The sequence below is a fragment of the Saccharibacillus sacchari genome, from assembly GCF_037722395.1.
Lineage (GTDB): Bacteria > Bacillota > Bacilli > Paenibacillales > Paenibacillaceae > Saccharibacillus > Saccharibacillus sacchari_A.
This window is the reverse complement of the sequence record NZ_JBBKAR010000048.1, coordinates 61,522-84,804: the sequence shown is the minus strand read 5'-3', so window position 1 is coordinate 84,804 and position 23,283 is coordinate 61,522. Positions and strand designations below refer to the sequence as shown.

Below are 23,283 nucleotides of genomic sequence, written 5' to 3'. Positions count from 1 at the left end.
ATTTCCTTTATCGGCACCCTGACCGGAGAACTGTAACGGATCGGCAAACGGATTGATTAAGTTTTTTTAAAAAAGCCCCTTTTTATTTATTATGAACGTCTTCCGTCAAAAAGCAACTTTACAGCCCCGTCCCTCCTTTCCTGCATCTGCACGGCAAAAAGCCGACCTCCCCGCATCGGGAAATCGGCTTTTTGCATCGAATCGGGTACGAATAAAACCTGGTTTTTACTGATCGCCGCCGCGGAACGCCGCCAGCTTGCGATTCAATTCGGCTGTCTGACCATATACGTCTTGGTAAACGTCGAACAGCTTGCTATACGTCTCGGCACGCTGCGCGTCCGGCGTGTACGTCTTGGCTTCGCGAATGAATTCGCGCGCGCAGTCCTGAAGACTCTCGAACCAGCCGCTGCCGAAAGCCGCCAGCATTGCTGCGCCCATCGCGGGACCCTGCTCGCTCTCCAACTTCACGACGTCGGCACCGAATACGTCGGCTTGCATTTGCAGCCATTCCCGGTTTTTCGCGCCGCCGCCGATCGACACCACTTTATCGACCGTTTTGCCGGCTGCGCGCAGGATATCGATCGATTCGCGCAGCGAGAACGTGATGCCTTCCATCACGGCACGGGCAAAGTGCGGAAGCTTGTGACTCGCGTCGATGCCGATAAAGCTGCCGCGAATATCCGCATCCGGGTGCGGCGTACGCTCGCCTACGATATAAGGCGTGAACAGCAGCCCGTTCGCGCCCGGCGCCACTTCGCCGATGCCGGCAAGCAACTCTTCGAACGAAGCTTCGCCGCCGAACGTCTCGCGGAACCATTGCATGCTGTAACCGGCCGCAAGTGTCACGCCCATAATATAGAAAGCATCTTTTTCGCTGTGGTTGAAAAAGTGGACTTTGCCTTCGAAATCCAGGTCGCGGCGAGTCTCGTACGACAGAACGACGCCGGACGTGCCGATGCTGCACATCGTTTGGCCTTCGTTCAGGATACCTGCGCCGATTGCGCCGCAGGCGTTGTCCGCGCCGCCTGCATAGACGCGCGTCACGTCTGTCAGGCCTGTTGCCTTCTGCATCTCGGGCAGCAGCGAACCCGTGTCGTCGAACGACTCGACGAGTGCCGGGAACAACGACGGTTTGAGACCGAACGCTTCGCCGATCTCTTCGCTCCACTTTTTGCCGCCGACGTCCAGCAGCAATGTACCTGCCGCGTCGGAGTAGTCCATCGCGGCATTGCCCGTGAGGCGCAGACGCACATAGTCTTTCGGCAGCAGGAACAGCGAAGCTTGTTCCAGAATTTCCGGTTCGTGTTCTTGCACCCACAGGATTTTCGGCAGGGTGAAGCCTTCGAGCGCGCGGTTGCGGGCGATCTTGAGCAGCTTGTCGCCGAGGACCTGTTCGATCTTGCGGCACTGCGGCGTCGTGCGCGTATCGTTCCAGAGGATGGCGCGGCGCAGAGCGCGTCCGTCTTCGCCGACGAGCACGAGGCCGTGCATTTGGCCGGAGAAGCTGATGCCTTCGATTTCTTCGGCTTTCACGCCGGAAGAAGCCAGCAGGTTTTTGAGGGAAAGGATCGTTTTGTCGACCCAGTCTTCCGCTTCCTGTTCGCTGTAGCCCGGTTTCGGTTGGTACAGCGGGTAAGCTTCGGACTGTTCGCTGACGACGGTGCCGGTTTTGTCGACAAGAACGGATTTGACGGCACTCGTGCCGAGGTCGATTCCGATAACGTAACTCATGATTTTCCTCCTTTGGGTAGGGACGCTGAAAGGCGTGAGCCTTTTTAAACACGCGAAGCATGGAAAAGGACGGCTTCCCTCCCCGAAGGGAGCTTGCGGGAAGCCGTCCGATTTATGGTGCGGTGATCGCTTTGCGCGATTCTTTTTTTAAGGTGAAGCCCTGACTTGGAGCGGGTTGGGAAAAGGGAAATAAAAGATTTCGCTTGGCGCGAGGAACTGGGATTCACTTTGCCCGGAGGGGTAGGTGAATCCTAATTCATTTAAAGATCTTCAAAGATTCTCGCTTAGCGCGGGGTGCAGGATTCTTCTTGCCCGAAGGGGTAGAAGATTCCTTAGCCATAAATATATTGGTTGAGGATCGATTGAAGATGCTCTTGACGTCCCGATTTGTTGGCACGCGGAGTTTCGTTGTTCAGCGCGTACTCGGCCAGGGAAGCCAGTGTCGTTTTGCCAGCAACCACGTCGGCGCCGATGCCTTCGGAGAAGCTGCTGTAGCGTTCTTCGATGACTTTTTCGAAAGCGCGGTCTTCGATCAGTTTAGCTGCGACTTTGAGGCCTTTGGCGTACGTGTCCATACCTGCGATATGAGCCAGGAACAGGTCGTCGGCTTCGAAAGAGTCGCGGCGTACTTTCGCGTCGAAGTTGATGCCGCCTTTGCCCAGACCGTCGTTTTGCAGCACTTCGTACAGCGTCAGTGTCGCGTCGTAGACGTTAACCGGGAATTCGTCGGTATCCCAACCCAGCAGCATATCGCCTTGGTTGGCATCCAGTGAACCCAGCATGCCGTTAATGCGGGCTACGCGCAGTTCGTGCTCGAACGTGTGGCCGGCCAGCGTTGCGTGGTTGGCTTCCAGGTTGAGTTTGAAGTGCTTCGCGAGATCGTATTTTTGCAGGAACGAAATCGTCGTCGCCGCGTCGAAATCGTATTGGTGTTTCGTCGGCTCTTTCGGTTTCGGTTCGATCAGGAATTGAGCGTCGAAGCCGATTTCTTTCGCGTAGTCGACAGCCATGTGGAACATGCGGGCGATATTGTCCTGCTCCAGTTTCATGTCTGTGTTCAGCAGGGACATGTAACCTTCGCGTCCGCCCCAGAATACATAGTTTTCGCCGCCGAGACGTTTGCCGACTTCGAGACCTTTTTTGATTTGAGCCGCTGCGTGAGCGTATACGTCAGCGTTGCAAGTGGAAGCCGCACCGTGTACGAAGCGCGGGTTCGTGAACATGTTCGCCGTGTTCCAGAGCAGTTTTTTGCCGCTGGATTTCATGTTTGTTTCAATCAGATCCACGATCGTGTCGATGTTCGCGAAAAACTCTTTGAGCGAAGATCCTTCAGGCGTGATGTCGATATCGTGGAAACAGAAATATTCCAGTCCCATTTTGTCCATGAATTCGAATCCGGCTTCAACGCGTGCTTTGGCCAGGTCGATTCCCGAGTAGGAATGCCAAGGGCGAATCGCTGTCGTTGCGCCGAACGGATCACTGCCTTCAGCCGTGAGCGTGTGCCAGTAAGCCATAGCGAACTTCAGGTGCTCGGACATTTTTTTGCCCAGAACCACTTCGTCCGCATTGTAGAATTTAAAAGCGAATGGGTTTTGCGACTGACTTCCTTCGTAAGCCACTTTACCGACATTTTCGTAATAAGCCATGTAAGAAATGCCTCCTTGTTATTTCGCAGAAATCGTTTACATCGATATCCTAGCATATTCGAAAAACTTTGTCTATTGGATAAACTAAGTCTTTCGGGGAAACTTTTTGTGGGGTAGAATTGGGGGAGGCGGCTGGCGGGGGACTCCTCCTTGTTGCGGAGGGCTCGGTGTTTTCGTCAGGCGCTCCGGTTGTTTTCCCTTGCGGGAAAGCCAAAGGTCGCTTCTGCCGAAAACACCGAGCCGAGGCAGGTTGGCGTGGGGCCGCCTCCCCCATCTCTTGGGGACGCAGGATTAGAGGAAGCGCTCCTCGATGCTCGGGGCGCAAGGCTTAAGAGGGCTGCCTGTTTCGGGTTTCTTCCGAGAACAGGGGCGCCAAAGGCCAAAAGAGAATAGAAAATAGAAAAGAATAAAGGCAGTATAAATATAAAGCACAAAAGATTTTAAATTCGAAGGTGCTCTTTTGCTTAGGGGCGGATTGGATTAAGATAGGTAAATGTTTGAGACAGGGCCGGGATGCGGGAACCCTAAACGGTAAAAGGGAAATGATCAAGCGATTAAAAGATTCGGGCAGGTTGTATAGATAAACGGCAAAGCTCCGAAACGGGGATGGAGGATAAGGGATGAGGGTGACCGGGGATCAGGCGTTGGTCAAGAAATTGAACAAGTCGATTGTGTTGGATACGATTCGGAGGAAAGGGCCGCTGTCCAGAACGGATGTATCGGAGCGGACGGGGCTTAATAAGGCGACCGTATCGAATTTGACGTTGGAACTGCTGGAGCAGAATTTGGTGGAGGAAACCGGGCTTGGGCAGTCCAGCGGCGGACGGAAACCGTTGATGCTGCTTTTTAACGGCGCGGCTGGATGTGTGGTTGGCGTTGAGTTGGGGGTTACGTTGGTGAAGGCGGCATTGACGGATTTGAATGGGGAGATTTTGCTTGAACGTAGTGCTCCGCTGGGCGGACTTGATCCGGACACGGCTTTTGATGTGATCTGCGAAGTGGTTGAACCGTTGTTGCAGGATGCTCCGGAGACGCCGCACGGAACGGTTGGAATCGGAATCGGGGTACCGGGGATGGTGGATGAATCGGGCTTGATTCTGTTTGCGCCCAACCTGGGCTGGGAAGGCGTAGATTTGAAGTCGCGGATAGAAGATCGATTCGGCGTGCCTGTCGTGATTGATAACGAAGCCAATGCAGGTGCGGCGGGCGAACGCGAATACGGGGCCGGACGGCATGTGAGGCATCTGGTCTATGTCAGCGCGGGGATGGGAATCGGCTCCGGTATGATTATCGACGGGCAACTCTACAAAGGAGCCTGGGGCTACGCGGGCGAGACCGGACATATGTCGATCGAAAGCGATGGGAGACTATGCAGCTGCGGGAGCCGGGGATGTTGGGAGCTGTATGCGTCGGAACGGGCTTACGCCTATGCTTCGCTGCCGGGTCAAAATGAACAGCACAACGAGCATGGTGAGGTGGCGAACAGATCGAAACTAGTGGATTCAGCAGAAGCTTTAAATCGCCTTCCCACTTTTACGACAGCCGAATTGATTGAATACGCTAGGCGAGAGGATTCCGAAACGCTTGCTATGTATAACGAAATCGGACGGCGGCTGGGCATCGGCATTACCAATCTCGTCAATGGCTTTAACCCCGAAAAAATCGTGGTCGGCGGTCCGTTAACGGAAGCCAAGCCCTGGATCGAATCGGCTATGCTGGCGGCGATCGCGGAGCGCGCTCTTCCCTATCATCGACGCGAGCTTGCCGTTGCTTTCTCGGAGTTGGGTAGCCGGTCCGCCGTTCTGGGCGCAGCCCATCTGGCCGTATCGCAATTTCTGGGACGTGTACGGGTATCGTTGTAAGCAAAAAGGCGCAGCCGATATGGCGCGCCTTTTTTGTGTTTCTCTGCGATTTTCGAATACCAACCAACCTCGAAACCCGAGATCGGAAGCGAAAAAGCCGAATTTACGCGTTCAGCGCTTTTTCCAGTTGCAGCTTGTTCATGCCTACGATTTTGGCTTCGCCGATTACGGTAACCGGCACGGCACGCAGTCCCATGTCCCAAACTTGTTGCGCGAAAGCGTCGCTTTGTTCGATGTTGCGTTCTTCGTAAGCTACGCCTTTACCATCCAGATAGCCTTTCACTTGTTTGCAGTGTGGGCAGTTGGTGCTTGTATATACGATTGCTGTCGTCATATTCGATTCTCCACCTTTACCGTATTGTTTTGAAACTAACTTTCTTTATTATATAACGTCAGGCGGACTTATACAAAGCGTTATCCGTGACGGAATTCAGTCGAATTTTTTTTATAAAACAGCTTCGGCAGCCGCTTGTGCGAACTCCAGGCTTTCGATGAAACGTTCAGCGTCCATCGCGGCCGAGCATCCGCTGCCCGCAGCGGTGATCGCCTGACGGTAGCGTGTATCTTGAACGTCGCCGCAAGCGAATACTCCGGGAATATTCGTTTCGGTTGTGCCTGGCGTTACCACGATGTAGCCGTTGGCATCCGTCGTGATTTGTCCGTTCAGGAAGCCTGTGTTCGGGTGGTGACCGATTGCGACGAATACGCCGCTAGCTTCGATCAATTGGTCCTCGCCTGTCTCATTGTTGCGAACGAGCAGTCCTTGCAGACCGTTTTCGCCTTTGACCACTTCAAGCGGAGTGCGATCCAGTGCCCATTCGATCTTCGGGTTCTGACGTGCACGGTCTTGCATGATTTTCGAAGCGCGCATTTCGTTTCTGCGGTGTACCAGCGTTACCTTCGTCGCGAAACGGGTCAGGAAGTTGGCTTCTTCAAGTGCCGAGTCGCCGCCGCCTACGACGATAATTTCTTTGCCGCGGAAAAAGAATCCGTCGCAAGTCGCGCAGGTGCTGACACCCATGCCTACGTTTTCTTCTTCGCCCGGAATGCCGAGGTATTTGGCGCTAGCACCCGTGGAGATGATCAGCGTATCGGTCACCAACTCGCCCATGCCTTCTACGTTCAGCTTGAAAGGACGCTGTGACAGATCCACGTTCTCAACCCAACCCGTACGGAATTCCGCACCAAAACGTTCCGCTTGCTTGCGCATATTGTCCATCAGTTCCGGACCCATGATGCCTTCCGGGAAGCCAGGGAAGTTCTCGACTTCGGTTGTTGTTGTCAATTGTCCGCCCGGTTGCGGTCCTTCAATAACCAGTGGACTCATATTAGCGCGAGCCAGGTAGATCGCGGCAGTCAGTCCGGCGGGGCCGGTACCGATGATGATCGATTTATGCATGATAGGTCCTCCTCTTTCTCAGTCATTCCTAATTTATAATGATTACAATGTAGTTCTTATTATGGAGTCTCCAATTGATTGTGTCAAGTTGAATTTGTTACCATGAAAATGAAGATTTCATGAACCTAAAGCCGTTTTTTTCTCGAAAATATGGCAAGTCGTACAACGAAAAACCCGCCTCCCCCTATTCGGGAAGGCGGACTTTTTTTAACGATCAGAGAATGCTTCCTGGTGTAGCCTAGTTGCTAGCCGAAGCTGCGATGGCTTGCTCCAGATCATGCAGAATATCATCAATCGACTCGGTGCCGATCGACAGTCGAACCATGCCCGGCAGAACGCCCGACGCTTCCTGCTCTTCCGGTCCAAGCTGCTGGTGCGTCGTGCTTGCCGGATGGATAATCAGACTCTTCGAGTCGCCGACATTCGCCAGGTGAGAGAACAATTGGACGCTTTCGATCAGCTTTTTGCCGGCTTCGATTCCGCCCTTGATCCCGAATGTAAGAATGGCCCCCTGCCCTTTCGGCAAATATCGTTGAGCAAGTTCGTAAGACGGATGGCTCGGCAGGCCGGAGTAGTTGACCCACTCTACCCGCTCATGTCCTTCGAGGAACTTCGCGACGGCGAGCGCATTCTGGCTGTGACGCTCCATGCGAAGATGCAGCGTTTCCAGCCCTTGAACAAGCAGCCAGGAGTTGAACGGAGAAATCGCCGCGCCCAAGTCCCGCATAAGCTGTACGCGAGCTTTGATGATATACGCGATCGGGCCGAGCGCTTCCGCGTACACCAGACCGTGATAGCTTGGATCAGGCTCGGTCAGGCCCGGGAACTTGCCGCTGGCTGCCCAGTCGAAGTTGCCGCCGTCGACAATGATCCCGCCGATCGAGGTGCCGTGGCCCCCGATGAATTTGGTCGCCGAATGAACCACGATATCCGCGCCGTGCTCGATCGGACGCAGCAAATACGGACTCGGGAACGTATTGTCCACGATCAACGGGAGACCGTTTTCGTGCGCAATGTCGGCTACCGCTCGAATATCCAGTACGTCGCCGCGTGGATTGCCGATCGTTTCGGCGTAAACCGCCTTCGTTTTATCGTTGATTGCGCGGCGGAAGTTTTCCGGATCGCTGGAATCCACGAAGCGTACTTTGATGCCCAGTTTCGGCAAAGTGACCGCAAACAGATTATATGTACCGCCGTAAAGACTCGCGGAAGAGACGATCTCGTCGCCTGCTCCGGCAATATTCAGCAGAGAGTACGTGATAGCCGCTTGACCGGATGCCGTGGCGAGCGCTCCGGCTCCGCCTTCGAGCGCCGCGATCCGCTGCTCGAACACATCGCTGGTCGGATTCATGAGACGGGTATAGATGTTGCCGAATTCCTTCAAGCCAAACAGATTGGCTGCATGCTCCGTGTCCCGGAAGCCGTACGAGGTCGTCTGGTACAACGGTACCGCACGAGCTCCCGTTACGGGATCGATCTCTTGTCCCCCGTGTACGGCAAGTGTTTCAAAGGAAAGCTTTCTTTCTTCCGTCATGTCCGATTCCTCCCGAAATTCCGGCTTTTGCGCCGGATGGTTAATAGAACGGCATCCCTGTTCAAGCAAACTCTGGCTGTCAACGATTCGTCTTGGAATTCCGTTTTTTTGCTTAGGGCGTGTCTTCAAACCTCGATGGAAGCAGATTTTACCGGAGTTTTAAGACACGCCCTAGTACTCTGTATCAGGTCGAATAGTGGGTTTACGTTTGGCCGAAACGCACACGGGTCTAGTGCGTTTCGGACGAGCGTAACCCTACCTTCTATTGATACAGAGTACTAGGGCGTGTACGCAAACTTCGCCGGGAGCAGATTGAGCTGGATTTTCGTTCTCAGCAAGGAATTTTTCTGAAGGTGTGCCGGGGCACATCAAAGGAAAATGACGCCGAAGAGGGCGAAAAGACAGCTCAAGATGCACGTCGTTGAGTTTGCGTACACGGCCTAGTCTGGTGCTTGACTTGGCTCTTATTCTTACACAGATCGTCAGGAATGAAAAGAGGGAATATTTAAATCCGATACGAATAGTGGTTTATTATGAATCCGCTTACTAGAAAGAAGGCAGATTCTGTTCGGAGTAAACGGATTTCGCTGAATAAGTGCGGATATGCACTTATTCTTTCTACATTTAACGTTTAGGCAGAAATAGATGCTAAAGTGCAATTAATTTCCACTTACCGCGTCTGTTTATAGGTTTTAGGCTTGAATAGTTGCACCTGAGCACTTATTTTGCGATTCGTTCAAAAAAGTCAGAAAATAGTTGCATATTCGCATTTATTTTTCTATTGCTTCCTCTAACAAAAGCCGTGCCGAAAAAGGTATGGTCCGGCTCGACCCGTACGTTAACCGATCTGCGGCCAACCCGAAAAAGCCGCGCGAAGCTTCGATCAAGCTTCGCGCGGCACTGTCGGTTTTCGAACCCTCGAACTCAATCGCTGCTTGGCGGATAGACCGTTCCCCAGCCGTAGCCGGCTTCTTCGGAGGTGTCTTCCGGCATGCCGGGAAGGATCAGGCCGCCGTCGATCCGCAGATTGATGCCGGTGATGTAGGCGGCTTGGTCGGATGCCAGCCAGGCTACCGCTTCGCCGATATCGGCAGGGGTTCCGAGTCGTCCTAGCGGGATTTTACGGCCCAAAGGTTCGGTTCTCGCGTCTTGATCCAAGTCGTTGACGGTTGCGCCGGGGGCTATGCAGTTGGTACGGATGCCGTGCGGAGCCCATTCCAGCGCAAGGGAACCGCAGGAGCGGATCAACGCGGCTTTCATCCCGCCGTAGATGCTGTCGCCGGGATAGGCGCGTTCGCCTCGGGACGACGTGATGAATAGGATGCTGCCTTTGATTTCGCGCTCGATCATGGATGCGGCGACGTATTTGGACAGAAGAATCGGCGCTTTATAATCCAAATCGATCATCCAACTGATGTCCTCTTCTTCAAGCTCGGTTAGAGGGTTCATCGTGCTTTGTCCGGCATTGTTGACGAGCAGGTCGATACGTCCGAAACGTTCCAGTACGGCTTCGGCTACGCGCTTGGGTTCGCCGGGTTGGGTCAGGTCGCTTTGGACGGCAAAAGGCTCCGCGCCGTAGATATGCTTCAGCTCTCGGGTCATTTCTTCCATGTCGTCCGAGCTGGAATGGTAGGTCAATGCGATCCGGTAGCCTTTTTGCGCAAGGACATGACAGATCCCACGACCGAGACCTTTGGCTCCTCCAGTGACCAATGCGACGAGGAACTGTTCGGAAGAATGGGCGTTGCTGCTCATAGTCGGTTCGCTCCTTTTTCAACGATTCTGGCGTACACGCCCCATTACCCGACGGGCGGGCGGCATAAGCGCACCTGCAAGACTTTAGGCGAAAAGTTGCAAGACAAACCTACGCCTATTCCATCGTCCTATTACGCTTGAGCATACAAACGTCGCAGCTCCGCGGCCGAACGCTTGGCCTGATCGGCCGTAACCCCTTCGAGCGAGATGTCGATATGCGGCTTATGTTCTTTTAACAACCGGTACAGCAGTTCCTTATTCAGCAACCCTTCTCCGACCGGACGATCCAGGCGCGGGCGTCCGCTGCCGGCAAAATGACCTCCGTCGCCGAAATCCAGGTCTTTGGCGTGAATGAGTACCATGCGATCGGCGAGGGTTTCGAATGCGTCTTTCATCAGATCGTCCTGGCTGGGCAAACGTTCTTCGTTGAGCAGATTGCAGGCGTCGAACAGCAGCCCGATCGTCGGCGAAGGCACTTCCTCGATCAAACGTCGAACATGCTCCAGCGAATTCAACGTATGGCTCGCCACCGGCTCCATCGCCAGCTTTACGCCCCACTTTTCCGCTTCCTCCGCCAATTCCGTCACCGTTTCGCGCAGCACGCTCCAGCCATGCTCTTCGTAATCGGACGGATGCGATTCCGCGTAAGTCCGAATCGATCCCGTTTCCGTCGCGACCATGCCGCAGCCGAAATCCCGCGCCAGACGCAGATGTTCTTTAAAACGATTGATTTCGGCGCGCCGAATGTCTTTGTCCGGATGCACGGGGTCGATATAGCAGCCGAGCACGGCGATCCGTACCCCTTCCCGCTGAAAAGTCTCGCCCAGATGGTTCGCCAGCCCCGGGCTTAGCTTGCCGGGGGAACAGTCGATATCTCCGATGGCTTTGAGCAAAGCCAACTGCACGGAAGTAAACCCTTCCTCCGCGACTTTTCGTGCCAGCTCCGCCGCCGGAAGCTTGCCGTACGTATGGGCCAAAATACCGAGTTTCATTTCAGGTTTCATTTTTGATTCCTCCTCATATGAACTCCGACAGAAAAGCCGCGAACTTCGAGGACGGATCCATGCCCTCCATCGCCGTCCGCGGCTTCGCTCGAAAATCTTCGGTTACTTGTACGCTACGATCAACGAATCATCCAACCGCCATCGACGCACAGCACATGGCCGTTGATATAATCCGCGGCCGACGACGATAGGAACACGGCGGGTCCGCCGACGTCTTCGCCCGTGCCCCAACGCGCTGCCGGAATACGCACCGTGATCGAATCCGTCCGGTCTTTGTCCTCGCGGATCGGCGCCGTGTTGTCGGTAGACATATAACCCGGCGCGATCGCGTTGACCTGAACCCCTTTCGAAGCCCATTCGTTGGCAAAAGCTTTCGTCAAACCGGCTACGCCGTGCTTGCTCGCCGTGTAGCCCGGAACGTTGATGCCGCCCTGGAACGACAGCATCGACGCGATATTGATCACTTTGCCGCTGCCGCGCTCGACCATATGGTTGCCGACGAGCTGGGTCAGGTAAAATACCGTTTTGAGGTTGATATCCAGCACGTCGTCGAAATCTTCCCAGCTATGCTGCGAGATCGGCGTACGACGGATGATGCCCGCGTTGTTGATCAGGATGTCGATATGGCCGGTGAACGCGAGACACTGTTTCACGACATCTTCAAGCTCTTCCTTTTTGCTGAGGTCCGCTTGAATCTCGTGTGCCTGACGTCCCAGCGCCCGTACCTTTTCCGCCGTGTCGGAGCAGGACGTGAACGAGACGGCGATGATGTCCGCTCCGGCTTCCGCCAACGCCAGCGCCATACCTTGACCGAGTCCCCCGCTTGCTCCCGTTACCAGTGCCGTTTTACCGCTTAGATCGAACATGCTCATCTTTTTTGCCTCCTGATTAGGGTACCGGACCAACCGAAGCCTTTATGCCTGATTCTCCTGTTCGCCGCTTCCATCGTCCAGTCGTATGTTTTTCTGCGCGAAAAGTTTTTTCTGTTCGGCGTCAAGCCCGCTGTCCGTGATGATCACATCCAGCTCCGCGCAATCCGCAAACGTCCATAAAGCGAACTTGCCGAATTTCTGGTGCTCGACCACGCCGTACACCTGCCGCGCCGTTTTAACCAATGCCTTCTTATAAGGAACCAAATCTCCCGTGTAGATCGAAGCGCCGAGTTCCGGATGCAGCGCCGTCGCCGACAGAAACGCTTTGCTGATATTCAGCCCTTCCACGAACGCCGCGCTGCCCGGACCGATCAGCACGTTGCGCACCCGTTCGCCGCCCGGCACGACAAGTCGAATCTTATCCTTGCGTGCCAGTTCGCTCAAAATGAACAAATCGTTCGTCACAACGGTCAGCGGTGCGTTATCGAGCTGGCGTGCCATTTCGAGCGTCGTGCCTCCGCCATCGAGCGCAACAATATCGCCCGGCTGGATATAGCGTAGCGCACGGGCGGCGATTTCCGCTTTTTCCGCCGTATGCTTGTCTCCGGTGCCTTTGGACGATAAGATGCCGAATTGGTCGTTCTGAGCCAGCATCGCGCCGCCGTGCACGCGAACGAGCAACCCTTTTTCCTCCAGACGCGCCAGATCTTCACGGATCGTTTTGCCTGTCACGTCGAGCAGGGAGCTGAGTTCGCCGACGCCGATTTCTTTGCGCTCGATGAGGATCTCCATCAATTTTTCATGCCGTTTGAGTGCGTTCATGGTTGGACATAGCTCCTATTCCGAAAAAAGTCGTGTAGGGTCTATTTTAAGTCCTTCATATCCACGCCGTCCATATCGTCGAACAGTTGATTTTCGCCGCCCATCGCCCAGCAGAACGTGTAGTTGTTCGTGCCGACGCCGCTATGGATCGACCAGCTCGGCGACAGGATCGCTTGCTCGTTGCGCACGACCAGATGACGCGTTTCCTGCGGATCGCCCATGAAGTGGAACACCGCGGCATTTTCCGGCATATTGAAGTACAGATACACTTCGGAGCGGCGGTTGTGCGTATGGCAAGGCATCGTATTCCACATGCTGCCCGGTGCCAGATGCGTAATGCCCATTACGAGCTGACAGCTTTCGATGCCGCCCGGCAGGATGTATTTGTTGATGGTGCGTTCGTTGGAACTGTCGAGGCTGCCCAAGTTCGCTTTGATCGCTTCGCCTTCGCCGGCTTTTTTCGTCGGATAGGCTTTATGTGCCGGCGTGGACACGAGATAGAATTTGGCCGGACTTTCTCCGTTCGAGCTTTTGAAAAAGACGTCTTTGACGCCGAGTCCGATATACAGACACTCATTTTCGCCGATCCCGTACGTTTCGCCGTCAGCCGTGACCGAACCTTCGCCGCCGACGTTGATGATGCCGACTTCGCGCCGCTCCAGGAAATAATCGGCCCCGATCTGCTTGAAGTCCGCTTCCAGCTTGAGTTCTTTCGACAAAGGCACGGCCGAACCGACGATATAGCGGTCCGTATGCGAGTAAACGGTTACAAGTTCGTCCGGTGCAAACAATGTCTCAATCAAAAATTCCTCGCGAAGCCGGGTCGTATCGAAGCCTTTTACGTCTTTCGGATTGGAGTCATAGCGGTTTTCCACAGTAGTCATCCTTTCAATTGGGAGAATTTACGTTAAAAAGCGTTAAATGAACGTTTATATAGGTTCATATTAGTTCATTTAATTCGCTTTGTACATCCTTTTTTGCTAAAAAGAAAAATCCTGCCCTCGCCACATCCGGCAAAGACAGGAACGTTCAGCTTTTTCTAAGCTTGCTTTCATTTCTTATTCATGTTTTCGGGTTATCATAAATATACTTGGATGAAACGGAATTTCGACAGACCGGAGGGACTTTGACGTGAATGCGCGACTACTGAAAAAAATCGATCCTATTCCGGCGATGCTTGCACTGGCGGCTTTGTTTTTGTCACTGTACCAGATTCAAAAATCCGGAAACCTGAACGCCTACTACACGGCTGCGGTCACGAGCATGACGCAGAGCTTTCACAACTTTTTCTATAATTCTTTCGATCCCGGAGGCTTCATTTCGATCGACAAACCTCCGGTTGCTTTTTGGCTGCAAGCCATTAGCGTCAAGCTGCTGGGTTTGCATTCGTGGACGCTTGCCCTTCCGTCGGCGCTGGCCTTTGCGGGCTCGGTCATTTTGCTGTACCTGATCGTGCGCGCTTCGTTCGGGTTGGCGGCGGGACGCCTGGCGGCACTCATCCTGACGTTCACCCCGATCGCCGCCGCCGTCAGCCGGACGAATAACGTCGATAGCGTATTGGTGTTTTTCCTGCTACTTGCCGTATACGTGCTGACCCGAGCCGTTGCAAACGGGAGTCTTTTTCAATTATGTCTGGCTTTTGCATTGGTGGGTGTAGGATTCAATACCAAGATGCTTCAAGCTTATCTGGTTCTGCCCGCTTTCTTTGTATTCGTGTGGGCCGCTTATCGGATGCGCAAGAGTGATTGGAAAAAAACGCTCCGGCACCTGACTGCGGCTACCGGAGTTCTTGTCGCCGTCTCGTTGTCCTGGGCGATCATCGTGGACGCTACGCCTGCCGATCAACGGCCTTATGTCGGCAGCAGCCAGCATAATTCGGTACTGGAGTTGGCGCTCGGCTATAACGGCATCGGCCGATTGACGGGCGACTTGAGCGGCAGCTCGGCTGCCCGGCAAAACGCCGCCCGCATCGCCGCGCAAGACGCCAGCCTGATCCCGGCTCTTCCTTCGGGATTGGACGCTTCGCGATTGGAAGCAGCAGGCGTGCCGACCGATAACCCGGTTCAGGAAAAGCATGCTTTCGCTCCGGCTTCTTTGGCGGGAACGATGAGTTCGACCGGCGAAGACGGACCGCCCGGGTTGCTGCGCCTGTTTGACGTGAAGCTTGCCGGACAAATTACTTGGCTGCTTCCTTTTGCTCTGTTCGGCGCCGTTCTGCTATGGATACGCCGTCCGGAGCGTCGCGTCGCAGTCATGCTGTGGGCGGGCTGGCTGCTGCCGATGATCGTCGTGTTCAGTCTGGCCGGATACTTCCACCGGTATTATCTGATTATGCTGGCGCCGGGGATCGCAGCGTTGGCGGGCGCAGCTATTGCCGAACTATGCCGTTCCCGCCAGTGGCGGTGGATTGCGCCCGGAGCCGCCTTGGCGTTCGGCACCGCGGCCTATATCGTTTACGACGACGGATTTCCGGCGATCGGCTTGGCCTGTGCGGCATTGGGCTTGATTTCCCTACTCGGTCTGTTCGTAAAAAAAAGAGGCGCGTCGAAGATTACGTTAACCGTGACGCTGACCGCTCTGCTTGCCGCTCCTGCTTATTGGGCGCTGACGCCTTCGCTGTACGGCGTAAGCGCCCGTCAGCCGTACGCTTCTCCGCATCTGGCCGAGGGCGGCGGAAGCTGGAGCCGCGACGGCGAGCCGCTCGACACGGCGCTGGTCGACTATCTGATCCGCAATCGCGGCAATGCCAAATATCTGGCCGCCATGCCTTCGTCCAACAGCGGCGCGGATTCGTTGATTATCCAGACCGGTCTTCCGGTACTGGCCTGGGGCGGCTTTAAAGGCGTAGATCCGGCACTGAATATCACGGGGCTTCAGAAAATGGCGAAATCCGGCGAGCTGCGCTACGTATTGATCGGCGGCACGCATAACACCCAAGACGCTCTTGCGCGTTGGGTCGAATCGAACGGAACCCCCGTGCCGGAATCGGCATGGAACGCGATGAAACCGGCCTCCGAGCAAACATTAGGCACGCCCGCGCGGGATACGCAAAGCATTGTTGGAGCGATCGGACAAGTTGTCGACACGCTCGGCCTGAATCGCACCTACACGCTATACGATTTAAGCAACCTGTCTTTATAAAAATCTGGGACGTCGCGAAGGAGGATTGAATCCGTGCCGCAAAAAAAAGTATCCGCCAGGCCGCTGCGCTTCGCCATTGTCGGCGTGTCCAATACGCTTGTCGATTTTATCGTCTTTTTCCTGCTGGAGGGCTTGATCGGTCCGATCGCCCAAATCGCAGGCTATGCCGCCGGTACGGCGAACAGCTACTATTGGAATCGCCGCTGGACCTTCAAGACCGATCAACCCAGACAAAAAGGCGAATTGACCCGGTTTCTGATCGTCAATCTGACCGTCGCCTTGCTAACCACCGCTCTGCTGACGCTGCTTGATCTGTTCATGCCTGTTTGGGCCGCCAAAGTGCTTGTGACCGTACCCGGCATGGCGCTGAATTATGTTTTGAGCAAAGTTTGGGTATTTCGCCCCGCGGCAAGCGAAACACCCAACCGTTAATTCGCGGGTGCAGAAGCAGTAATCCACCCAGGGTTTGTCTGATTGAACTCAGGTAGCCGCTTTCGAATGTATCGGACAAGTTGTTCACTGGCCTGACGATGCGTTTTTCGAGACGGATGGTAGTCAGCGGCATAACCGTCTTCGGCTTGCTGCAGGTTGAATTTCAGCGTCGTCACTTTTGTATCGCCCGTCTCTTGCACATACTGATCTACCGCCTGCTCGACAAACGGATACAGCCGATCGCCCATGATTCCCAACGTGCACAGGATCAACGCGCGATCGTTTCGATGTCTGACCGTTTTCAAAAATTCGGCATACTGCATCGCGAACTCCGTTTGTCTCTCCAAGTTATCCTGCGCATACGAGTCGTCGTTGGTGCCCAAATTGATAATGACCAGGTCGGGAACGAATTGCGCAAAATCCCAATCAACCGACAGCGGATCAAGCATCCCGTCCGGTCTGCCTTCGGATTTGGCCCATTTTTCATAATAATCCGGGACCAGATGGGTGAGCAGCTTGGCATCATTATCCGTATAACCGGAGATAATGCCGTAGCCGCTGTACGACACGATGCTGTAATCGGCGTCGAGCGCTTGAACCGTTCGATACGAATACGCCTTGGTTACGTCTTCTGTCGCGGTAGAAAAGGAGTGCTCCGCATGTTCATCGTCGATTCCGTATCCGCAAGTGATCGAATCGCCGATAATCTCGATTTTGTGCTTCTTTGGTGGAGTTGGCTGAATACCGCCTTCGGCGTCCACGGCAATATGCTGTATTCCGACCGTCGACATTGCCGCTTCCGAGAGCTTGACGATGGTCACGATGACGGTTTCGTCTGTTTCGCTTTCGAACACGGTGTATCTTTTTATCGCCTGATCGACCTGCTCGTCCACGACGCGCGTTCCGTTCACCCAGATTCCGATGCGCGCCCAATTATTCGTTCCCTGCGCCGTGCTATCGCCCCGAAGCGTAATCTCTGCCTTTTTCCCGGTAAAAGAAAACTCGGCGCCGCTACCGGACAAGCCCAGCCATAACGTCTCGTTGTGCGCGTGCGTTCTGCCCAGCTTTTTTACATCATCCCCTGTTGCTCTAAATTCGTTCATTTCCCATCCTCTTCCCTTTCACTTTGACGATCGCCGATATGCACGCGAATCACGATATCCTGATCATGGTTGCCGAAACCTGCGCCGTACAGCGTCAACCCGCCTACATGCTCGGCCTGTTCGTCTACCTGAAAACGCAGCGTCCAAAACGGTTCTTCCAAACGCAAATCAGAAATCGTCACATCCGACATACGTTCTCCGTCAATGGAAGTCCCTGAAGCGTCGATTCGAATAGTCTTAAGCAGGCCGTATTGGTTCACATTGCGATGCCACCAGGACGGCGTATATTTCCCCCTGGCGGCGCGACCGAAGTCTGCCGGACTGGTCCACGTTCCCAAGTCGATCCCGTTAAAAACAAAACCGATATCGGAAGGCCAATCATCGCGAAGCCCCGGCGCTTCCGAAGCCAACTCCATCGAAAGCTCGATCGCTTCCGCCTTCTGTGCAGGGAGTAGATAGTTCGGCGTTTTATACTCCACAAAACCCCGCCCCATCCACAAAATAGCGGCCTGCACCCGTTCCGGATCGAGAAAATAACGCGGATCGTCCCAAACGCCGATTTCCTTTTCCAACGTACCGAGCCCGCAAGTGGGATAAACGTCGAAAGCCGTGTAATGACCGATGGCGATCGACTGCTCCCGAATACGCGCCTCCTCGCTCGCTTGCGGCAAAAGAATCTCGATCCGGCTTTCCTTGATAAAACAGATCTTATGCGTGCCGCCGTTCAACCGTACCCTGCGGCTTCCGATCAATCCGGCTTCCTCCAGTTTCCGGATGTGCATCGTGACGATGGAAGGACTCAGATGGAGCCGCGTCGCTAGATCTTTGACGTTCGTCTCGGCGTCGGCCAGCAATCTCAGCATCTTCCATCTGACTTCGCTCGCCAAGGCTTCGTATAAGGGAATAAATCGCTCTTCGCCGTTCGCTTTGATCATTTACGCTTCACCTATTTCCGCTTATGTTGAAATCACATTCATGTTCATTGAATAGATTTTGTCTTTGCGCCTTACTTTATCATATTGTAAGCGGTATCGGAATACGGTTTAATTTGCTTAGATTCAATAAAATACGCAATTCGCAAAGATGTGAATTCAAGAAGAGGTGCGGCATGAAATACAACAATCCCGTCATCAAAGGCTTTTATCCCGATCCCAGCGTATGCCGAGTGGGCGACACGTATTATCTCGTATGCAGTTCTTTTCAATTCTTCCCCGGCGTCCCGCTTTTCGAAAGCAAGGACTTGATCAACTGGACGCAAATCGGCCATTGTCTGACACGTGAGAGCCAGGTGCAACTGAGTCACGTCAACAGCTCCGGCGGCGTATTCGCTCCGACGATTCGTCATAACGAAGGCCGTTTTTACATGACGACGACCAACGATACAACACGCCAGAATTTCTATGTATGGACAGACGATATTTACGGCGAATGGTCGGAACCTGTCTTTGTCGACCAAGGCGGCATCGATCCCGATTTGTATTTTGAAAACGGACGGGCTTTCTTTATGAGCAACGGCACGGACGATCAAGGCGTAGGCGGCGTGGTGCAATGCGAACTGAATATCGATACCGGAGCGAAGCTGTCGCCGAGCCGTTCGATCTGGAAAGGAACAGGCGGGCGCTATCTGGAAAGCCCGCATATGTACAAAATCGACGGGCGCTACTACCTCATGGCTGCCGAAGGCGGAACCGAATACGGCCATATGGTCATTTATGCGCGCAGCGAATCGCTCTCGGGTCCGTTCGAATCATACGCCGCCAACCCCGTGCTCACCAACCGCAACCTGGGTGGCTACGAGCTTCAGGGCGTAGGCCACGGCGATCTGATTCAAGACGGCGACGGCAACTGGTGGATGCTGCATCTGGGCTTCCGCCAGATCGGACGCTGGCTCACGTATCACCATCTGGGCCGCGAAGTCTTCCTCACCCCGGTCACATTCGGCGAAGACGGCTGGTTCACCGCAGGCCATGACGGCATCACGTTGACCAGCTTCACGACAGACCGTATTCCCGATCACGTGGTGCAGCAAGAACAAAAGACCGTAACCTTCGAAAATACCGACTGGAACCTGGATTGGTGCTACCTGCGTCATCCGGCAACCGAAAATTATAAATTGGAAGCCAATCGCGCAATGCTGAGCGGTACCGACGTTACGTTGGACGCTGCGGCTTCGCCCACATTCATCGGCATCCGGCAAAAAGACTTCGACGCCGTTATCTCCTGTGACGTTAAGCTTGCGGAAAACGTCGGCGAAGCCGGCATCACGTTGTACATGGACGAAAACCACCGCTATGACCTTGCCGTCCGCAAAGACAATGACGGCTCCCTAACGGTCATCGAACGCTTGAACGTGGGCGATATCAAATCAATCGAAAAGTCGATCGCGCTCCACCCTCAACAACCGGCCAAGCTGGTTATCCGTTCCGGTCACGAACGCTACCACTTCTTCCTTGTCCAAAACAACGAAGAAATCGCGTTGGGCACAGCCCAAACCCGCTACCTCTCCTCCGAAGTCGCAGGCGGTTTCACAGGCGTCGTCATCGGCCTCTACGCCGTCGGCGAAAGTGCAGAAGCGGAGTTCACGAATTTTAAATGCGAGTATCTCTAAAAGCTTAGCCCCAACAAAAAAACTACTCTCGTCACAAAAAGAGCTGTCCGTAAGCTAATTTAGCTTAGGACAGCCTCTTTTATATGTATTCTATGTCTTGAATTTGTCGATCATGCATCACCTAATCTCTTGTCTTCTCTTACCCCAGCCGCCCGTTTTGGCTGGCTCTTGGGTTGGGGACGGTTCGATTCCGGCTGAAGCGGAGCGGAGGGAGAAATTCAGTGTAGGAGCATTAGCGATCGCCTTTGCATTTGGGAAGCCTCCTTTTAAAACCTAATCCAGCTTCCCAAATGCAACACGCGACCGAAACGAATTTCTCCCGCAGCGTCTCCCCGCTCCAGCCCCCGAATCCAAACCCCTCCACAACCAAAAAAAGAGCCCGCCGAAGCGAGCCCTTCCCTCATCCTACATTTTCATCCCAATCGAGTTATTGCCCATAATCCAGATCGAACCGACGACGATGGTCAACAGGATCAGGACCCCGAAGATTAGCGTAATCAGGTTCCAACGAGGTTGTTCTCCGTCACGCACGTGCATGAAGAAGATCAACTGAACCAGGAATTGCAGCGTCGCGGTCACCATGATTACCGCGATCGTAGCCGTGCGTCCCATCATGTCGTTCAACACGACGACGAGCGGGATGATCGTCAATACGATCGAAATGATATAACCGATGATGTAGGACTTAAGCGAGCCGTGATCGTGACGTTCCCCACCATGGCTGTTATGCGCGTTGTTGTGATCCGCCATCTTACATCACCTCCATCAGGTACACGATCGAGAGCAGGAAGATCCAGACCGCGTCCAAGAAGTGCCAGTACAAGCTGAATACCGTGACTTTGCCTTTGGTATCGTCGGTCAGGCCGCGGCGGACGATCTGAATGATAATCGAGATCATCCAGAACAGACCGACCGTAACGTGCACGCCGTGCGTGCCGACCAATACGAAGAACGATGACCAGAACGCGCTGGTTTGCAGCGTCGCTCCTTCGCCGATCAGGTGCAGGAACTCATGGATTTCGAGGTACAGGAACCCTGCGCCGAGCAAGCCGGTAATCACCAGCCAGATAATCATCTGTTTGATCTTATGCTGGTGCATGGCCAGAACGGCCACGCCGCTTGTGAAGCTACTGGTCAACAGCAGGAACGTCGAGATGATGATCCCGTTGATTTCCAGCAGTTCCGCGCCGGTCGGACCGCCGTCCGTACCGCCGCGAAGCACGATAAACGTCGCGAAAAGCGTGGAAAACATGATTACGTCGGTTACAAGGAAAATCCAGAAACCGAGCAGTTTCAGATCCTGCGGGTCATGATGACCCGCAGCGTGATGGTCGTGATGGTCCGAGCCGTGTGCCGGAGACTGTGCCATTATACCGCGCCCCCTCTTAACTTAGCTTCGGTTCTTTCAATTTCTTCAACCGGAATATAGTATTCCGCTTTGTGAGCGCTGAAGGAACGAGCAAACATACAAACGAATACGCCGAGCAAGCCCGGAATCGCCAGCCACAACCAGTGGAAGACCAGGCCGAAGCCCGCAAGGAACCAGAATCCGCCCATGATCGGGCCGATCGCCGAGTTTTTCGGCATATGGATCGGTTCGATCTTGCCTTGCTGCCAAGGCTTTTCGCCTCTGGCACGGCGTTCTTTTTCTTCCCACCATTCGTCGCGGCTATGAACTTGCGGAATGACCGCGAAGTTGTATTCCGGCGCCGGGGAAGGAATCGAGAATTCGAGCGTGCGGGCGTCCCAGATATCGCCCGTCGTGTCTTTTTCATGACGGAAGATACTGTAGCCGATTTGCGCCACCTGGAACAGGAACGCAAGGCCCATGATATACGCGCCGATCGTCGAAGTCACGTTCAGTCCTTGCCAGTCCGGATCGCTGAATACGCTGATCCGGCGCGTCATGCCGTCGAGACCGACGAGGTATTGCGGCATGAAGCAGACATAGAAACCGATATTCCACAGCCAGAATGCCCATTTGCCGAGGTACTCGTTCAGCTTGAAGCCGAACATCTTCGGCCACCAGTAGTACAGACCCGCGAAGTAACCGAATACGACGCCGCCGATCAACACTTGGTGGAAGTGGGCGATCAGGAAGTAACTGTTGTGGAACTGGAAGTCGGCCGGTGCGACCGACAGCATGACCCCCGTCATCCCGCCGACAACGAATGCCGGTATGAACGCAATCGTCCACATCATCGGGGTCGGGAAGGTGATCCTGCCCTTATACATCGTAAACAGCCAGTTGAATATCTTGACCCCGGTCGGAATCGCGATAATCATCGTCGTGACTGCGAAGAACGCATTAACGTTCGCGCCGGAGCCCATCGTGAAGAAGTGGTGAGCCCAAGTGAAGAACGAGATGATACTGATGATAACCATAGCGAATACCATCGAAGCGTAGCCGAACAGCCGTTTTCTCGCGAAGGTCGCAACCGTTTCGGAGAATACGCCGAAGGCTGGCAGAACGACGATATACACTTCCGGGTGACCCCACATCCAGATGAGGTTGATATACATCATCGGGTTACCGCCGCCGTCAAGCGTGAAGAAATGGGCACCGAAGAAGCGGTCCATAAAGAGCAGCAGCAGCGTGATTGTCAGGATCGGGAAAGCGAAGATGATCGTTGTCGAAGCAGCGAATACCGACCAGGTGAACATCGGCATTTTCATCATCGTCATGCCCGGAGCACGCATTTTGAGGATCGTTACCAAGAAGTTGATACCGGACGCAAGCGAGCCGATACCGGAGATCTGAATCCCCCAAATATAGAAGTTTTGTCCGACGCCCGGGTTGAATTGCGAACCGGAAAGCGGCGGATACGCAAGCCAGCCGGCGTCAGGCGAACCGCCGATGACGAACGACAGGTTGAACAGCATCGCGCCGGCGAAGAACAGCCAGAAGCTCAGCGAGTTCAGGAAAGGGAACGCAACGTCGCGCGCGCCGATCTGAAGCGGCACGACGATATTGAACAGACCGAACATCAGCGGCATCGCCATGAAGAAGATCATGACTACGCCGTGCGTGGTAAAGATTTGGTTGTAGTGATCGGCTTCCAGGAAGTTTAGATCCGGGAAAGCTAACTGAGTCCGCATCATGACGGCGTCGACGCCGCCGCGGAACAGCATGACGATCGCGGCCAGGATATACATGATGCCGATCTTTTTATGATCGACGGTCGTCAGCCAGTCCCGCCAGAGCCAACCCCATTTTTTGAAGTATGTCAGTACGAACACGATCCCGAGTGTCGCCAGAACGATCGACACGTCAGCGCCGTAGATCAGCGGATCGCCCGTTACAAAAAACTCGGATGCGAACTCTTTGATATTATCGAGCATTAGGGAGCTCCTTTCATTGCATTGATTGTTCA

Annotated in this window: 19 protein-coding genes; 4 read left to right on the top strand and 15 right to left on the bottom strand. The window is 54.3% G+C overall.

Annotation, left to right across the window (positions count from 1 at the left end):
- Positions 1–225 precede the first annotated feature (225 nt).
- Positions 226–1,731, bottom strand: coding sequence for a xylulokinase (gene xylB / locus WKI47_RS19230; RefSeq protein ID WP_340228792.1), 1,506 nt, complete (start codon positions 1,729–1,731; stop codon positions 226–228).
- A 332-nt stretch (positions 1,732–2,063) separates the two neighbouring features.
- The gene (xylA, locus tag WKI47_RS19225) at positions 2,064–3,377 is read right to left on the bottom strand and encodes a xylose isomerase (protein ID WP_340228791.1); all 1,314 of its coding nucleotides are present in this window, start codon (positions 3,375–3,377) and stop codon (positions 2,064–2,066) included.
- Positions 3,378–3,997: 620 nt separating this feature from the next.
- Here xylA and WKI47_RS19220 point away from each other — a divergent pair.
- A complete protein-coding gene (locus WKI47_RS19220; RefSeq protein WP_340228790.1) occupies positions 3,998–5,239 on the top strand; it encodes an ROK family transcriptional regulator in 1,242 nt (413 codons plus the stop codon).
- 103 nt (positions 5,240–5,342) lie between these two features.
- Here WKI47_RS19220 and WKI47_RS19215 read toward each other — a convergent pair whose 3' ends face one another.
- The 8 genes from WKI47_RS19215 to kduI form a co-directional block, all read right to left on the bottom strand.
- Positions 5,343–5,573 (bottom strand): glutaredoxin family protein, encoded by a 231-nt coding sequence (locus WKI47_RS19215; RefSeq protein ID WP_340228789.1) that lies wholly within the window; start codon positions 5,571–5,573, stop codon positions 5,343–5,345.
- Positions 5,574–5,684: 111 nt separating this feature from the next.
- Entirely contained in the window at positions 5,685–6,638 is a 954-nt protein-coding gene (gene trxB, locus WKI47_RS19210) for a thioredoxin-disulfide reductase (RefSeq protein ID WP_340228788.1), read from the bottom strand.
- Between the two features lie 238 nt (positions 6,639–6,876).
- Entirely contained in the window at positions 6,877–8,172 is a 1,296-nt protein-coding gene (locus WKI47_RS19205; protein WP_340228787.1) for a homocysteine synthase, read from the bottom strand.
- Positions 8,173–9,096: 924 nt separating this feature from the next.
- Positions 9,097–9,927 carry an SDR family oxidoreductase gene (locus WKI47_RS19200; RefSeq protein ID WP_340228786.1) on the bottom strand — a complete coding sequence of 277 codons (831 nt, stop codon included), beginning with the start codon at positions 9,925–9,927 and terminating at the stop codon, positions 9,097–9,099.
- Positions 9,928–10,058: 131 nt separating this feature from the next.
- Complete coding sequence (locus tag WKI47_RS19195; RefSeq protein WP_340228785.1) at positions 10,059–10,931, bottom strand: sugar phosphate isomerase/epimerase family protein; 873 nt, start codon at positions 10,929–10,931, stop codon at positions 10,059–10,061.
- Positions 10,932–11,050: 119 nt separating this feature from the next.
- Positions 11,051–11,803, bottom strand: coding sequence for a 2-dehydro-3-deoxy-D-gluconate 5-dehydrogenase KduD (kduD, locus tag WKI47_RS19190; protein WP_340228784.1), 753 nt, complete (start codon positions 11,801–11,803; stop codon positions 11,051–11,053).
- Positions 11,804–11,845: 42 nt separating this feature from the next.
- Complete coding sequence (locus tag WKI47_RS19185; RefSeq protein ID WP_340228783.1) at positions 11,846–12,625, bottom strand: DeoR/GlpR family DNA-binding transcription regulator; 780 nt, start codon at positions 12,623–12,625, stop codon at positions 11,846–11,848.
- 41 nt (positions 12,626–12,666) lie between these two features.
- Positions 12,667–13,500, bottom strand: coding sequence for a 5-dehydro-4-deoxy-D-glucuronate isomerase (kduI, locus tag WKI47_RS19180; protein WP_340228782.1), 834 nt, complete (start codon positions 13,498–13,500; stop codon positions 12,667–12,669).
- Positions 13,501–13,756: 256 nt separating this feature from the next.
- Between kduI and WKI47_RS19175 the strand changes: the two genes are divergently transcribed.
- Positions 13,757–15,766: a glycosyltransferase family 39 protein gene (locus WKI47_RS19175; protein ID WP_340228781.1), complete on the top strand. Its 2,010-nt coding sequence runs from the start codon at positions 13,757–13,759 to the stop codon at positions 15,764–15,766.
- Between the two features lie 33 nt (positions 15,767–15,799).
- Entirely contained in the window at positions 15,800–16,198 is a 399-nt protein-coding gene (locus WKI47_RS19170) for a GtrA family protein (protein ID WP_340228780.1), read from the top strand.
- On the opposite strand, the gene WKI47_RS19165 is transcribed toward WKI47_RS19170, so the two are convergent.
- Entirely contained in the window at positions 16,195–17,301 is a 1,107-nt protein-coding gene (locus tag WKI47_RS19165) for an SGNH/GDSL hydrolase family protein (protein WP_340228779.1), read from the bottom strand. The two genes, WKI47_RS19170 and WKI47_RS19165, sit on opposite strands and share 4 nt — an antisense overlap.
- Positions 17,298–18,236, bottom strand: a complete 939-nt coding sequence (locus WKI47_RS19160) for an ArsR/SmtB family transcription factor (protein ID WP_340228777.1) — start codon at positions 18,234–18,236, stop codon at positions 17,298–17,300. Before WKI47_RS19160 ends, WKI47_RS19165 begins: the two co-directional genes overlap by 4 nt.
- Before the next feature lie 173 nt (positions 18,237–18,409).
- Between WKI47_RS19160 and WKI47_RS19155 the strand changes: the two genes are divergently transcribed.
- Positions 18,410–19,909 carry a glycoside hydrolase family 43 protein gene (locus WKI47_RS19155; protein ID WP_340228776.1) on the top strand — a complete coding sequence of 500 codons (1,500 nt, stop codon included), beginning with the start codon at positions 18,410–18,412 and terminating at the stop codon, positions 19,907–19,909.
- A gap of 405 nt (positions 19,910–20,314) precedes the next feature.
- On the opposite strand, the gene cyoD is transcribed toward WKI47_RS19155, so the two are convergent.
- The 3 genes from cyoD to WKI47_RS19140 are packed head-to-tail and all read right to left on the bottom strand — an operon-like array spanning position 20,315 to position 23,251.
- Entirely contained in the window at positions 20,315–20,659 is a 345-nt protein-coding gene (gene cyoD, locus WKI47_RS19150; protein WP_340228775.1) for a cytochrome o ubiquinol oxidase subunit IV, read from the bottom strand.
- A gap of 1 nt (position 20,660) precedes the next feature.
- Positions 20,661–21,278: a cytochrome (ubi)quinol oxidase subunit III gene (locus WKI47_RS19145; RefSeq protein WP_340228774.1), complete on the bottom strand. Its 618-nt coding sequence runs from the start codon at positions 21,276–21,278 to the stop codon at positions 20,661–20,663.
- Positions 21,278–23,251: a cbb3-type cytochrome c oxidase subunit I gene (locus tag WKI47_RS19140; protein ID WP_340228773.1), complete on the bottom strand. Its 1,974-nt coding sequence runs from the start codon at positions 23,249–23,251 to the stop codon at positions 21,278–21,280. Before WKI47_RS19140 ends, WKI47_RS19145 begins: the two co-directional genes overlap by 1 nt.
- Between the last annotated feature and the right edge of the window lie 32 nt (positions 23,252–23,283).